Genomic DNA, 14,333 nt, shown 5'->3' with positions numbered 1-14,333 from the left:
CACTCACAATCATTCGAGGACTGACAATGAACCTGATGAAATCTCTCATCCCTGCCGCCGCCATTGTTGCGCTGCCGCAGATGGGTCTTACGCAAGAGGCCGCCGCAACCGGCGAAGCGGCACAGCACACCCAGTATATCTTTACCACGCTGCTGTTTCTGATGGCGGGCTTTCTTGTTTTCTTCATGGCCGCAGGTTTCGCCATGCTGGAAGGCGGTCTGGTACGATCCAAGAACGTTGCCATGCAGATGATCAAGAACGTGGCATTGTTTTCATTTGCCGCAATCATGTACTGGCTGATCGGGTTCAACCTGATGTATCCCGGCGACGGCTGGTCCATCACGGGCTGGCTTGGCCCGTTCTTTTCGACCACAACGCTTGATGCGGTTGGTGTTGCGCCGGCGGATGCGGCACTGGACTATGCTTCGGTCGGTTCAGACTTCTTCTTCCAGCTTGTGTTCGTGGCCGCGACCGCATCCATCGTTTCCGGCGCCGTGGCGGAACGGATCAAGCTTTGGCCTTTCCTGATCTTCGTCATCGTGCTGACAGGCATCATGTACCCGATTTCCGGTTCATGGAAATGGGGCGGCGGCTGGCTGGATGCCAAGGGCTTCTCAGACTTTGCCGGTTCGACCATCGTACACTCGGTCGGTGGCTGGGCTGCGCTGGCAGGGGCCCTTATCCTGGGTCCGCGGATCGGCAAGTACAAAGATGGCAAAGTTCACCCGATGCCCGGCTCTAACCTGGCGCTGGCGACCCTGGGAACGTTCATCCTGTGGCTGGGTTGGTTCGGATTCAACGGCGGCTCGCAGCTGGCGATGGGAACAGTGGGTGATGTATCGGACGTGTCACGCATCTTTGCCAACACCAACATGGCGGCTGCTTCGGGCTCGGTTGCAGCGCTGATCCTGACTCAGGTTCTGTACAGGAAGCCCGACCTGACGATGGTGCTGAACGGCGCGCTGGCGGGTCTGGTCTCGATCACGGCCGAACCGCTGGCCCCAACCCTGTTCGGTGCCCTGTGGATCGGTGCCGTGGGTGGTATTATCGTGGTCTTCGCGGTCCCGATGCTGGACAAGTTCAAGATCGATGATGTTGTCGGTGCCATCCCGGTCCACCTGTTCTGTGGCATCTGGGGCACCATCGCCGTCGTCTTCTACGGTGACGCAAGCCTGGGCGCGCAGCTACTGGGCATCGTCGCATACGGCGTTTTCACCTTTGTCGGCGCACTGATCCTGTGGACGATCCTGAAATCCACCGTCGGCATCCGTGTCAGCGAAGAGGATGAGATCAACGGCCTCGACATGGCGGAACTGGGAATGGAAGCATACCCCGAATTCTCGAAAGGCTAAGCCTTGCCGCCACCTGACAAAAAAACCCGGGCGTTCGCGCCCGGGTTTCCGTTTCGAATGTCGCGTCGGCGTTTAAACCCCGACATCCACAATTGCTTTGGCCAAAATCGGCACAGTCGCTGCGTTCAGCCCGGCAATGTTCAGGCGACTGTCGCCGACCATGTAGATACCGTGTTCAACGCGCAGTTTCTCGACCAGTTCCGGTGCCGCCCCAAGACGCGAGAACATTCCGCGGTGCTGGGCGATGAACCCAAACCGGTCGGATCCGGCCAGACGCTGCAACTCGTCAGCCAATTGCTGGCGCAGGCCCAGCATGGACAGCCGAACCTCTTCCAGTTCAGTTGCCCAGTCTGCCCGCAACGCCTCATCCATAAGAATGGTCGTCACCACGCGCGCGCCGTGGTCAGGCGGGAAGGAATAGTTCTGGCGATTCAAAAACGCCAGCGTGGCCTGATTCAACGCCGTTTCAGCCGCGTTGTCACTGACGGCCATCAGCAACCCGGTGCGCTCGCGATAAACGCCGAAGTTTTTGGAACATGACGCCGCAATCAGACATTCCTTTACCGATGAGGCCACCAGCCGCACGCCTTGCGCATCCTCTTCCAGACCGTCACCGAAACCCTGATAGGCAATGTCGATCATCGCAACGAGGCCCAGCGCATTGATCAGGTTCACAACCTCCTGCCATTGCACCATGTTCAGATTGGCACCGGTCGGATTGTGGCAGCAGCCATGCAGCAAAACCACGTCACCCGCTTTGGCGGATTTCAGGTCTGCGATCATCCCATCGAAATCGACGCCCCGGGTCTCTTCATCGAAGTAACGATACTGAACGGTTTCCATCCCCATGTAATTCAGGATCGACAGATGGTTGGGCCAGGTCGGGTTCGACACAAACACACGTGCCGAAGGGTTCGCCATCCGGATCAACTCGAACGCCTGACGGCAGGCGCCGGTGCCTCCGGGTGTCGCCACTGCGGCGATGTTGCCGCGTGGCACAGAAGTACCCAAAATCAAACCGATCATCACATCCGCATAGGCCGGATCACCGGCCAGACCGGTATAGGCCTTTGTTTCCTGTTCTTCCCAGATGCGCTGTTCGGCGGCTTTCACCGCGCGCATCACCGGCGTCACGCCTTCGGCATTCTTGTAGACACCAACACCCAGATCGATCTTCTGATCGCGCGGGTCTTCGCGGTACATCTGCATCAGCGCCAGAATCTTGTCGGCGGGCTGCGGTTTCAGGTTCTCGAACATCAGTTCTCTCCGGTTGCGACGGGCAGGGTCGGGAAGGCACCCCATTCAGCCCAGGAGCCGTCATAAAGCGAGTGGTCTTTCTTGCCCATGCGTTCTAACGCAAGGCTGAGAATCGCGGCCGTGACGCCAGACCCGCACGAGGTAATCGCCGGTTTCGACAGATCGACACCTGCAGCCTCGAATATGGCGCGGCAGTCCTCGGGCGACTTCATTGTTCCGTTGGTGTTCAACAACTGCCCAAAGGGCACATTCCGCGAGCCGGGAATATGGCCCGAACGCAGCCCTTCGCGCGGCTCGGGAGCGGTTCCGGCAAACCGGTCGGCCGAGCGGGCATCGATGATCTCGTGATCTGCCAGCTTGGCGGCGGCGGAAACTTGCGTGACGTCCCGGACAAGCTGGTTTTGCACGCGAACAGTCATGTGGCGGTCGCGAATGACCGGAGGCAGATCCTCGATCTCGCGCCCCTCGGCCTGCCATTTTGGCAACCCCCCATCCAGAACCGCGATGTTTTCCTGCCCCATAAGACGGAACAGCCACCAAACGCGCGCTGCGGACATCAGCCCGGCACCATCATAAACCACAACCTGATGACCATCACCGACACCCATGGCCCGCAGGCGTGACATGAATTTTTCGACCGGTGGTGCCATATGAGGCAGGTCGGAACGGTGATCTGATATCTCATCAATATCGAAGAACCGTGCTCCGGGGATATGCCCGGCATCATATTCGGCCTTGGCATCACGGTTTTGCGCGGGCAAATACCACGACCCGTCCAGAATCCGCAGATCCGGGTCTTTCATATGCGCGGCCAGCCATTCGGTGGATACGAGGGTTTTCGGATCGTCCTGCATCAAAGCCTCCCCTAAGCGAGCTTGGGGTTTCCCTATACCCCGTGGCATGGGCGTTCAAGGCTGGATAGCGCTAGCGCTTGTGAACCTCTGGATTTATCGTGCCTTGCGCAGGCGGAAATGCTGGATGATGCCGATGATGCTGATCACAATCCAGAAGCCTTCGATCAGCATCGAAGCCAGATTGAAATTCTCAAGCAGCGAAAAGACGATCAGGACAGACCCCAGCAGGTTGATCACCGGAAAGGCCAGATCATCGGAATTCATCATCCGCATCTGCGTCGCGAAATACGCGGCCACCACGATCAGCGCCCCGAATGAGCCGATGGCATCCACGATGGTAAGAGTGTCAAAAATGGCAGTCATGAAGGTGCCTTACCAATTTCAGGAGTTTCTGTGTGTTGGGCGTAGTGATGCATATTCAGAAACGCAGCCCCCTGCGAACCGGCGCGATATCCGTGCGGCAGGTCCGCAGCAAAGCGCAACCCCTGCCCGGCCTGCAAGGGAACCCATTCCTCGCCACGCAGGATTTCCAAAGTACCGCTGAGGACAAACACTTCCTCGGTCACCCCGGCGGCATGAGCCGGGGATTCGTGACTTTGGTTTGCGTCAAGGTTCACGTGAAAGGTTTCGGCACCCAGTGCGGGATCGAAGGGAAAGACGATCTTGACCTCGATACTGCCGGGAAAGGTTACAGTCTGAAAGACCGATGGATCGCCCAGAGTCGTGTCGATCAGCCCGCTGAGCGGTATTTGAAAACCCTTGGCGATTTTCCAAAGCGTGGCGATCGTTGGGCTCGATTCGCCGCGCTCAATCTGGCCAAGCATGGCTTTGCTGACCCCGGTCATCTCGGCGACTTTGGACAGGCTCAACCCCGAAGCTGTCCGCACATCCCGTAATTTCAGCGTAATGTCGTCCATAGCCATACCCGCGCCCTGCGATTTACCTTGTACGTTATAACGCACATGTGCTACGTGCGCTATAACGTACGAACCCCGAATTATGCAACCCGAGGCAACAGGGAAAACAGCATCATGCCAATGTACCGATCCAGAACCTCTACCCATGGCCGCAACATGGCTGGCGCACGTGGCCTTTGGCGGGCCACAGGTATGGGTGACGACGATTTCGGCAAACCGATCATCGCCATCGTCAACTCGTTCACGCAGTTTGTGCCGGGTCACGTGCATCTGAAGGACCTGGGCCAGATGGTCGCGCGCGAGGTCGAAGCCGCGGGTGGCGTGGCGAAAGAGTTCAACACCATCGCCGTGGATGACGGCATCGCAATGGGCCATGACGGGATGCTGTATTCGCTGCCCTCGCGCGAAGTGATCGCGGATTCGGTCGAATATATGGTCAACGCCCATTGTGCGGATGCGATGGTCTGCATTTCGAACTGTGACAAGATCACTCCCGGCATGCTGATGGCCGCCATGCGCCTGAACATCCCGGCCATTTTCGTCTCAGGCGGTCCGATGGAAGCGGGCAAGATCGACATCGCAGATCTGGAGGCCAAGAAGATTGACCTTGTGGACGCTATGGTGGCCGCTGCGAACGACAAGTTCACTGACGAACAGGTTCAGCACATCGAAGAAAACGCCTGCCCCACATGTGGTTCATGTTCGGGCATGTTCACCGCGAATTCGATGAATTGTCTGGCTGAGGCACTGGGTCTGGCCCTGCCGGGTAACGGCTCGACTCTGGCGACGCACGCAGACCGCAAAGAACTGTTCCTTGAGGCTGGCCGCCGCATCGTCGAGATCACCAAGCGCCATTACGATCTGGACGAAAAAGGCTTTCTGCCCCGTGAGATTGCCACCTTTGATGCGTTCGAAAATGCCATGAGCCTCGATATCGCCATGGGTGGATCAACCAACACGGTGCTGCACCTGCTGGCCATCGCACATGAGGGCGAGGTTGACTTCACCATGGCCGATATGGACCGCCTCAGCCGTCGTGTTCCCTGCCTTTGCAAAGTCGCGCCGAACACCGAGAACGTGCATATGGAAGACGTCCACCGTGCCGGTGGTATCTTCTCGATCCTGGGTGAGCTCAGCCGCGCGGGCCTGCTGCACAACGAATGCAGCACCGTGCATTCGGCCACGATGGGAGAGGCGATTGCCAACTGGGACATCACCATTGCCAACAACCCCAAGGCACAGGAGCTGTTCAAGGCCGCCCCCGGCGGTGTGCGCACCACACAGGCGTTCAGCCAGTCGAACCGGTTCAAGGAACTGGACACCGATCGTAAGGGTGGCGTGATCCGGTCCAAGGAACACGCGTTCAGTCAGGACGGCGGTCTGGCGGTTCTGTTCGGCAACATCGCACGTGACGGCTGTATCGTGAAAACCGCTGGTGTGGATGCCAATATCCTGCAATTCACCGGCTCAGCCTATGTATGCGAAAGCCAGGATCAGGCGGTCAGCGACATCCTGACCGGCAAGGTGAAAGAGGGCGATGTTGTGGTGATCCGCTATGAAGGCCCGCGTGGCGGTCCGGGGATGCAGGAAATGCTGTACCCGACATCCTACCTGAAATCGAAGGGGCTTGGCAAAGCCTGCGCCCTGCTGACCGACGGGCGGTTTTCGGGCGGCACGTCCGGTCTGTCGATCGGCCATGTCTCGCCCGAGGCGGCCGAAGGCGGTGAGATTGGTTTGGTCCAGAATGGCGACACAATTGAAATCGACATCCCCAACCGCTCGATCCATCTGGCCGTCTCAGATGAAGAGCTCGCCGCCCGGCGCGAAGCACAGGACGCAAAGGGCTGGGTGCCTGCTGCGCCGCGCAAACGCAAGGTGTCTACTGCGCTTAAGGCCTATGCCAAGCTGACCACCAGCGCGGCAAAAGGAGCCGTGCGTCAGGTTTGAGATTGCGAAATAGATATCGACCCAGAGCCACACCTGCAGCTCTGGGTGTGTTGCGCAAGATCTTCTCGTGCTAAGGTTGTTTTCTAGCTTTTGCGTACTTAAATAGGCTTCACTCACTCATTTGTGAGGAAAATACCAACATTCAAAGGAAAAAAGATATGGGAAAAGGTGCACCTCAAAACGATCCAAACGGAGCTGGGTACCCTTCACAAACTAACAACCCATCTGGCGGAGGTCGTGGTAACGACAATGCCGGCGGCAAAAAATAAACTACATATGCCTGAAGTCTTGGATGCGGTTTTCTGACGTGGATATCGCGACGAAAAGACGGCGCTGCGTAAGTGACTTACTTAGGCAGCGAAATACAAACTCTCAAACCATCAATCGCCCAGCTTGGCGTGAATTTCGTCCAGATCGATTTCGCCAATCGGCATCTTATTTGCCGGGTTTTCGAAATCGTATTTGAACAACTCGAAATCCTGCTTGTAGATTTCATAGACCAGATGCATCGACAGGTCGTCGAAATAGTCCTCAACCGGATGTGCGCGCTTGGGTCCATGGCCTTCGGATTCGTTGAATCGGGGTATTTCGGACAGCGAAACTGAATGCTTCAGCTTGGTATTATCCAGAACCCTCTGCATCCCATCGTTGAACGCTTCGGTCCAGAAGATCCGATCATAACGACCGCCGTTCACGATGAAGGTCGACACATGACCAGACATGGCAGACCAGTGAATATCCGGGTCCATCGGGCGTCGCCAGCGGATGGTATCACGCGCAAACAACAGGAACCGGCGAAAGCTGGCGATCTGGTCAAACTCTCCCTTGCCATCGTCTCCGCCCACTTCGATCCCGTAATTGTAGATCAGCGTTGGCACCAGATTGCCACGATACCGTTTGCCGTTACGCTGGATCCCGCAGATCTTGTCGAAAAACGAGCTCAGAATACGCGTGTACGGGTTGCGCACACAGGTAAAGGAATACGAGGCGTGATCGCGCACATTTTTGGAAATCAGGTCCTGGCTCTGATCAAAGGCCCACTTGTGCATACCATCCTTGGCGTCATGGATATCGCCGTCAAAGAACTGGCCATGATCCGAATAATACATGATCTGTCCAATGGTCGAGCAGGCGCATTTGGGCACGACGCGGTACACCATGCTTTCGCTCTCGGTCATCCAGGTACCGGGAAAACCCATCTGCTGTGCCTCCTACGCTGGTCTGGTCTCAAACCGATATGCCAGCTTTTGATAACAAGGAACCAAAATTATTCTGTTTATTCAATCGCTCATCCTCAGTATCACGGTTGAAACCGGGCAGAAACGGAAATTACCTAACCTCGATGGCTAAGATTGCCTATATATTGTTGTGCCATAAGGACCCTGATGCAATCATTGCACAGGCTGAACAGCTGACTGCTGCGGGCGATTGCATGGCGATCCACTTTGACGCCAGCGCCAGCCCCGAAGCTTACGGGCGCATCCGTTCCGCGCTGGATCAAAATCCGAACGTGACCTTTGCAAAAAGGCGCATCAAATGCGGCTGGGGAGAGTGGTCGCTGGTGCAGGCCACGCTGAACGCGCTGCAGGCTGCTGTCGAAACCTTCCCACGCGCCACGCATTTTTATATGCTGTCCGGTGATTGCATGGCGATCAAAACGGCAGAATACACCCATCGGTTTCTGGATAATCACGACAAGGATTTCATTGAAAGCCACGACTTTTTCGAAAGCGACTGGATCAAGACTGGCATGAAAGAAGACCGGCTAATCTATCGCCATTATTTCAATGAACGAGCCCAGCCCAAACTATTCTACACCGCCTATGAAACGCAGAAGCGTTTTGGGTTGACGCGCAAAATTCCCGAAGACCTTCAGGTGATGATTGGCAGCCAATGGTGGTGTCTTCGCCGCCGAACGGTCGAGATGATTCTGGATCTTCTGCAGCAGCGTAGGGACATAATCCGGTTTTTTTCGACCACCTGGATACCCGATGAAACCTTCTTTCAAACGCTGGTTCGTCACCTGATCACGAAGGGCGAAATCGAAAACCGTACACCGACATTTCTGATGTTTTCGGATTATGGAATGCCCGTCACGTTCTACAACGATCACTATGACATGCTTCTGGGTCAGGACTATTTGTTTGCCCGCAAGATCAGCCCAGAGGCACATGAGCTGAAAGAGCGTCTCGGCTCACTTTACGCGAGTGAGGGCATCGACTTTCCCATCTCGAACGAGGGGCGCAGCCTGTATGCGTTTCTGGCTGGCCGGGGGCGCATCGGGCGCCGGTTCGGGCAACGTTTCTGGGAGGCCGAAAGTGTTCTGGGCCCTGACCGAGAGCTGTTCGTGATCGTCTGCAAGAAGTGGCATGTCGCCAAAAGGCTGGTCGATCAGATCGCGTCTGAAACAGATATCCCCTGCGTCGAATACCTGTTTAACGAAGAGGATACCCAACTGCCTGATCTGGGCGGTATTGAGACGACGCTGACCAAGCGCTCACGCCATCGGCGGGCCGTTGTACGAATGCTTTTCGAAAGTTTCGGATCAGACCAGTTGGTTCTGTGCCTCGACCCGGCCAACCTGGACGTTGTTCAGGATTTCTGCGGTGATCAGGCCAAAACCCATGTGCTTGAGATCGAATGCGAATACTCGGACGAATACCTGATCGGACATGCGCGCCGCGTCGGATTGGCGGGGGACAACAGCCCGGTCGAGACTGTTTCCCATCTGCTGCCGACACTTCGCAACGATCTGAGTTACGAGTCCCAACAAATCCGCGCCGCCGGTTTGGACAATTACCTGCGACTGCGGGAAACCACCCAGCGCGCCGAAAACGTAGCTGTCATATCCGAATTTCTAGGGGTGGACGAAGAAAAGGCCAGCGCGGTTATGCGGCTGGACTACCTGTTCGCCGATTAAACGGAAGATCAGCCTGAAATCCGACAGCTTTTCGGCCCCCTTCGGTGCATAAGGTGCACCGCATATTTGCCTGCCGGAGCGGACGGCCTAAACCCAACATCACTGCCATCGTGATTTTTATTCAAAAATCGGATACTGTGCAGCCAATTGGGCCAATTTGCTTATACTTTTTCTTTGGCAGGCCGGCCCTGGCCAGTGACAGGCAAAAACAGACCCGCCCTTTATTCAGAATGACGGGTATCTGCACATCGCAAAACCCGAAAGCCCCGGCTGGCCGCACTTAGACATTTGAAACGCAACTCCGGGGGGAACAGTTGTGCTTATAGATCAAATTGAAACGTCCAGATCATATATCCCAAATGACGCAGACTGGAACCTGATATACAAGGTTCTGCCGGGCGAGGCCAAGATTGCCGACCCGTCAGTTATTAACCCTCATTTCGAATGTATCGAGGTGACCGACAACACGGTTCTGCCAGCAAGCGGCATGTATGTTGTTCTGCGCGGTGTGGTTCAGCTGCGGCAGAATGGAAATCCTTTGGCCAGCGCGGATGTCGGTGACTATTTCTATGAAGAGCACCTTCAGATATCGGACATTCCCGTCAGCCTCGAAGCGCTTGCGCTGGACGGATCGCGGCTGGCTTTTCTGTCCAGCGAGAACTGGCGGCAGATACCAGAGGAAATCCGGCAACCCTGCTTCGCCACGATGTTCGGCGATCTGGTCAGTGTTCAATTGCAGAATTTCCAGCAGCCGATCAATTGTTGCAGCGTGACGGCTGCCGCCCTCAGCATGTCCGCGTTGGGCTTCAGTTGCGAAGTGAACGACATTTTCCGTGAATGCGCGCTGCCTTCGTCTTTCGTCGTCAATGACGGTATCTCACTGGGTGAGCTGTTTGACGTCGCGTGTACCTACATTCATTCGCAGGGCCTGCGGGACAGGGTTCAGGTTCAGGCCTATTTCATGGACGAGGACACGACAAACGTGCAGCTGTTGCTGGATGCGATTGACGAATCCAACCGGCTGGGTGGTGACAACGATATTCTGGTGGCGAATTTTCAGGTCGGCGTCGCCCATGGCAAAGCGAATATGCCGGGCGGGCATTTTGCCGTCATCGCCAAGTGCAACCCAAGCACTGGGCTGGTGCACATGATGGACGTACATCCTGAGAAATACGGCAAGCTTTGGGTTACAACCGCAGACCGGCTTTGGAAGGCGATGTCGGACCGTGATGGAACCTCGATGCGGTCGCGTGGTATTTTGCGCTTCTCGGCGCGTGCCGCGGTCAAGACGCATCTGAAGACATTCAGGCAACGATGCAACTATGTCGACAGCACACTCTATCTGGCGAAAGACCCCAAGAAACGGCGCAACCTGTTCCGCCGCGCCACTCCGAACATGAACTCCTTGGGGGTATTGGTGGAAAGCCTCGCCATTCACGGCGACGACAAGGTAGACGAAGACGAGCTGCTGCGGGCCACCGAAGCCTCTTTCACGGATGTTGTCTCACGGGTGGCCACGGCCGCGGACATGCACGACATGGCCCAGAAATACCTGAACGGGTCCGAAAACGTGCACCTGAGCAGTTCACTTCGCAGTTTCGGAACGCGCGAGGACACATCGATCGATACCCCCGAAGACTGGTTCAAGATGCAACTTCAGGGCCTGGACGCCATTACGGACCGTCACCTGATGATCAATATCGACTTTAATCGGGTCACCGGGATCGAAGCCATCCGCCCACCAGTAAACGTTTACCGGGAAACCGCGTTGCTCGAAGAATTCTGGTGCCTCTGTATCGCATATGATGAAGCAACCGACCTTGTGACGATCGTCGACATGAGCCCCGCAACGTCACAGGTCTGGCAAGCCCCTCGCGGCAACATCTTCCGCGGGCTGCGCGATCTGGAAAACCCGGCGTTGCTGGTGATCGAAACGGTTGAGCCGCCCGAAGACCCCGGAGATGTCACCAGCATTATCCGGAACAACCCCATGGTTCTGTTTTATGAAGATGAAGACCCATGGTCCTACATGCTCAGAAGTGTTCTTTCGAACATCGGTGCGACCAGCGTAAAGCAGGTAGATGTGGGCGGTCGCGACCCCAACGCGATAAAGATGCGACGTCAGCTGATATCTTTAGGTGAAAAACCCAAAGTTCCCTACCTGTTTTTCCAAGGCCAATGCATCAGCAAAGGCGAAAAGCTGGAAGACATTGTGGACATGATCAAGGCGGGTCACCTTCAGGACCGCATGATCGAAGCGGGTCTTCCCGTTTCCAAGCTTGAAGAGACGCCCAGCCTGAACAAGAACATGTTCGGCTATCCCAAAGGTGTGATGAACCAGGTAAGCAGCGGCAAACGCAACGTGCTGCTTTGTGCCTGCGGATCATCAGCGGCAGACAAGATCCCCGAACTGGTTGAGCGCATCGTCGACGCCGGACACAATGTCAAACTGATCCCTTCCACTTCGGCCGAGAAGTTCTTTCGGGACTTCGGCGCTGAACGGATCGACGCCAAGATCACCCATAACGACTACTACCGCGACGATGATGAATGGAACTTCCGTTACATGGAATTCGACATGCCGGTGCGTGCGTCGCATCTGGCGCTATGCGACTGGGCCGATTGCGTGATCGTCGCTCCTATCACCTGCAACACCATGGGCAAAGTGGCAAACGGGATCGCCGATAACCTTCTGACCTCAGTCTTTGTGGCGTGGCAGTACCAGAAGAAGCCCGTGATCCTGTGCCCGGCCTGTAACACGAATATGTGGAACAACATCACCACCCAGAACAATGTCGCAAGACTGAAGACGCTGGGCATTGATTTCATAGGTCCCCGGGAAGGCCGGCTGTCAAACGGTCGGATGGGGATTGGCATGATGGCCACACCTGACCAGATCATGGAGGCACTGGGCGAGGCGTTCGAAGAACTGGACGACCAGAAATACCGCGTGTGCAAATGGGCCCGAGAGGCTGCCGCCGCTGACGATATCAATGAATGGAAACGTGTGTTCCGCGCCATCGATGAAGGTGTCGTGGGCATCAATATCGTGGACGAAGCCCACGGCGATTCATTGCTGCATTATGCGGCCGGTGGCGAAGGCGAATTGAACGAAGGTGGTCACGATCTGGGCAAGCCCGACTATGAAGCGGCGCAGGATTTGATCGACCGCGATATCGACGTCAATATCGTCAACGATCACGGTTTCACCGCATTGCATGTGGCTGTGATGAACAAAGCCCCAAGGATGGTCGACATCCTGTTGCGCGCCAAAGGCATGGATGCAACCTCGTGCATTGAATTTGTTCAGGGCATGGATATCCCGCCCGAGATCCGAAGCATGCTGGATGCTTGGGCGCAGGACCACAACCTTAAGATTAAAGACGCGGAACAGGGCCGTGACGAAACCTTTGTTGCCATCCAGGAACCCACCTATCTGTATTTCACATACGGCTCCCTGAAACAGGGGTTCCCGAACCATGAGGCTCACAGCCGGGTCTTGAATGACTTCGTCGGGCCTGCCCGCACGCGGCAACCAATGCCCCTGATCGTTCCAAATGAACCGTACTGCGACAATCCGAACTGTGGCTTCCTGCACCGAATGGCGACCCTTGTCGATCAGCAGGGCATGGGCAAACAAGTAAGCGGAGAGGTTTACCGGGTGACGGAATCGGGCCTGCACGAGCTGGACAAGCTGGAAGGTTATCATGGTCCGGGCTCGTCCAAGAACGTCTATATCCGCAAGAAGATCAACGTGATCTTGGATGGGGTGATGAAACCCGCCTACGCCTATGTGATCGCCGATCCTGAAAAGTACATGCAAAACTGGCGTGACGGAAAATCAGATGTCATCAGCGACTACACACTGGATATGGCGCAGGGTGAACCCAAGCCCGGATTCGAGCCGGCACTCTAGTTTTCCGCTGTGCTGACTGGTGGAGGTTTCGGGCTTTCCTTGGAACTGAGATTATAGGCCGTGATCACGACCATACACAGCAGCACGAACGGCCAGAACCCGGCCTTGGGAATAAGGTTGTCCCGATAGTGGATAATTCGAAACGACGACTCTACGTCAGACGCAAACAGGTATGTATTGACCGAAACTGCCAGCAGCATGAAGTACATAAGGAAAAAGAACGACTCCATATAGATCACAGGAGAACCTGCGAACCCTTCACGCAGCTGCACATGGGCCAGCAGGATCACGAAAAACAGAACCGAGCTTGTTCCAATCACACTGGAGGTGCTGAAGTCATGCCGATCGGCCAGCCCCTCGCGGCGTGTGACGGTCATCAGCGCCCCAAACAGCAGCATTGTCACGACAAGCAGCGGGACCATGTGCACGATAAACGCGTTTGCGAAATTGCGTTTGATGACAAAGTTATAATGCAGTTCGGGCATGTTGGTTTGATAGGTGTTCTGCGTGATGCCCAACGTCGTATCCAGGTTTGACAGCTTATAGTCGAAATAGGTGTTCTCGCGTTCCCACGTGCCCATCACGATCTGACTGTCGATGCCGAAAATATCATCCGGACCGGTCGCGGAATAAGCCTCAAAGTCAGGAACCAGCGCAACATTGATGTCAAAAGATGCGGGCCAGAAGCGCACCCAGACCGTTTTGTGATCAAAGGGGTAGCGGGTGTAGTCAAAACTCTGCCGAAGGGTTTGTTCAAAATACCACCCGATCAGCAACCCATCTTGTTGCGGCAGCCGATAGGCCTCTTCGATCAGGCCGTTTGCTGTATCGACCGCTTCCGGCAGAAGAAAACCGATCTCACCCTCGGCCGGACGGATCTCATCATGAACACCTGTGATGTAGCGCTGCCAGACGTAACCGGTGACCTGCACGTCGCTGGCACCAAGAAAGCTGAATGATTTTAAGAAGATCCCCGTTTTAACGCGGTAATCCGGCACGGCATCCAGTTTTTCCAGATATGCGTCCACTGATGCCTGATCCGGAAGTTGAGTGGGATCACCCTCAAAATGATTCAGTTCGATCCAAAGTTTGAGCAAGAGACCCCCAAGCCCAAGGGTCAACAAGCCAGAAATCAGCCACACCTTTCTTTCAACGCTCATTCAGCCTCCT

10 protein-coding genes are annotated in these 14,333 nt (G+C 55.8%); 4 read left to right on the top strand and 6 right to left on the bottom strand.

Translation table 11 applies throughout. The features are described 5' to 3' along the window. Positions 1-26 precede the first annotated feature (26 nt). The gene (locus tag ACR0M3_RS11030) at positions 27-1,352 is read left to right on the top strand and encodes an ammonium transporter (protein WP_480910731.1); all 1,326 of its coding nucleotides are present in this window, start codon (positions 27-29) and stop codon (positions 1,350-1,352) included. Between the two features lie 72 nt (positions 1,353-1,424). Here ACR0M3_RS11030 and ACR0M3_RS11025 read toward each other — a convergent pair whose 3' ends face one another. The 4 genes from ACR0M3_RS11025 to ACR0M3_RS11010 all read right to left on the bottom strand — a co-directional run bounded on the left by ACR0M3_RS11025 (position 1,425) and on the right by ACR0M3_RS11010 (position 4,386). After that, positions 1,425-2,609 carry an amino acid aminotransferase gene (locus ACR0M3_RS11025; protein ID WP_480910728.1) on the bottom strand — a complete coding sequence of 395 codons (1,185 nt, stop codon included), beginning with the start codon at positions 2,607-2,609 and terminating at the stop codon, positions 1,425-1,427. Further along, a complete protein-coding gene (gene sseA / locus ACR0M3_RS11020; protein WP_480910725.1) occupies positions 2,609-3,463 on the bottom strand; it encodes a 3-mercaptopyruvate sulfurtransferase in 855 nt (284 codons plus the stop codon). The genes ACR0M3_RS11025 and sseA overlap by 1 nt, the downstream gene beginning before the upstream one ends. A 93-nt stretch (positions 3,464-3,556) precedes the next feature. Continuing rightward, entirely contained in the window at positions 3,557-3,826 is a 270-nt protein-coding gene (locus ACR0M3_RS11015; protein ID WP_209507253.1) for a CBU_0592 family membrane protein, read from the bottom strand. Continuing rightward, on the bottom strand, positions 3,823-4,386 hold the full coding sequence (locus tag ACR0M3_RS11010; RefSeq protein WP_480773950.1) for a helix-turn-helix domain-containing protein: 564 nt from the start codon (positions 4,384-4,386) through the stop codon (positions 3,823-3,825). The genes ACR0M3_RS11015 and ACR0M3_RS11010 overlap by 4 nt, the downstream gene beginning before the upstream one ends. 108 nt (positions 4,387-4,494) lie before the next feature. Here ACR0M3_RS11010 and ilvD point away from each other — a divergent pair, with 108 nt between their 5' ends. Further along, positions 4,495-6,327 (top strand): dihydroxy-acid dehydratase, encoded by a 1,833-nt coding sequence (gene ilvD / locus ACR0M3_RS11005; protein WP_480559485.1) that lies wholly within the window; start codon positions 4,495-4,497, stop codon positions 6,325-6,327. Between the two features lie 380 nt (positions 6,328-6,707). Here the strand turns inward: ilvD and ACR0M3_RS11000 are convergent, their stop codons facing one another. After that, on the bottom strand, positions 6,708-7,526 hold the full coding sequence (locus ACR0M3_RS11000; RefSeq protein WP_480910721.1) for a sulfotransferase family protein: 819 nt from the start codon (positions 7,524-7,526) through the stop codon (positions 6,708-6,710). Between the two features lie 143 nt (positions 7,527-7,669). Here ACR0M3_RS11000 and ACR0M3_RS10995 point away from each other — a divergent pair, with 143 nt between their 5' ends. After that, positions 7,670-9,247 carry a DUF5928 domain-containing protein gene (locus tag ACR0M3_RS10995; protein ID WP_480910719.1) on the top strand — a complete coding sequence of 526 codons (1,578 nt, stop codon included), beginning with the start codon at positions 7,670-7,672 and terminating at the stop codon, positions 9,245-9,247. Positions 9,248-9,563: 316 nt separating this feature from the next. After that, positions 9,564-13,163 carry a flavoprotein gene (locus ACR0M3_RS10990; RefSeq protein ID WP_480910718.1) on the top strand — a complete coding sequence of 1,200 codons (3,600 nt, stop codon included), beginning with the start codon at positions 9,564-9,566 and terminating at the stop codon, positions 13,161-13,163. Here the strand turns inward: ACR0M3_RS10990 and ACR0M3_RS10985 are convergent. Further along, positions 13,160-14,323, bottom strand: coding sequence for a hypothetical protein (locus tag ACR0M3_RS10985; RefSeq protein ID WP_480910716.1), 1,164 nt, complete (start codon positions 14,321-14,323; stop codon positions 13,160-13,162). The two genes, ACR0M3_RS10990 and ACR0M3_RS10985, sit on opposite strands and share 4 nt — an antisense overlap. Positions 14,324-14,333 lie beyond the last annotated feature (10 nt).

Source organism: Ruegeria sp. O5, assembly GCF_056535105.1.
This window is presented reverse-complemented; position numbering and strand designations above follow the sequence as displayed.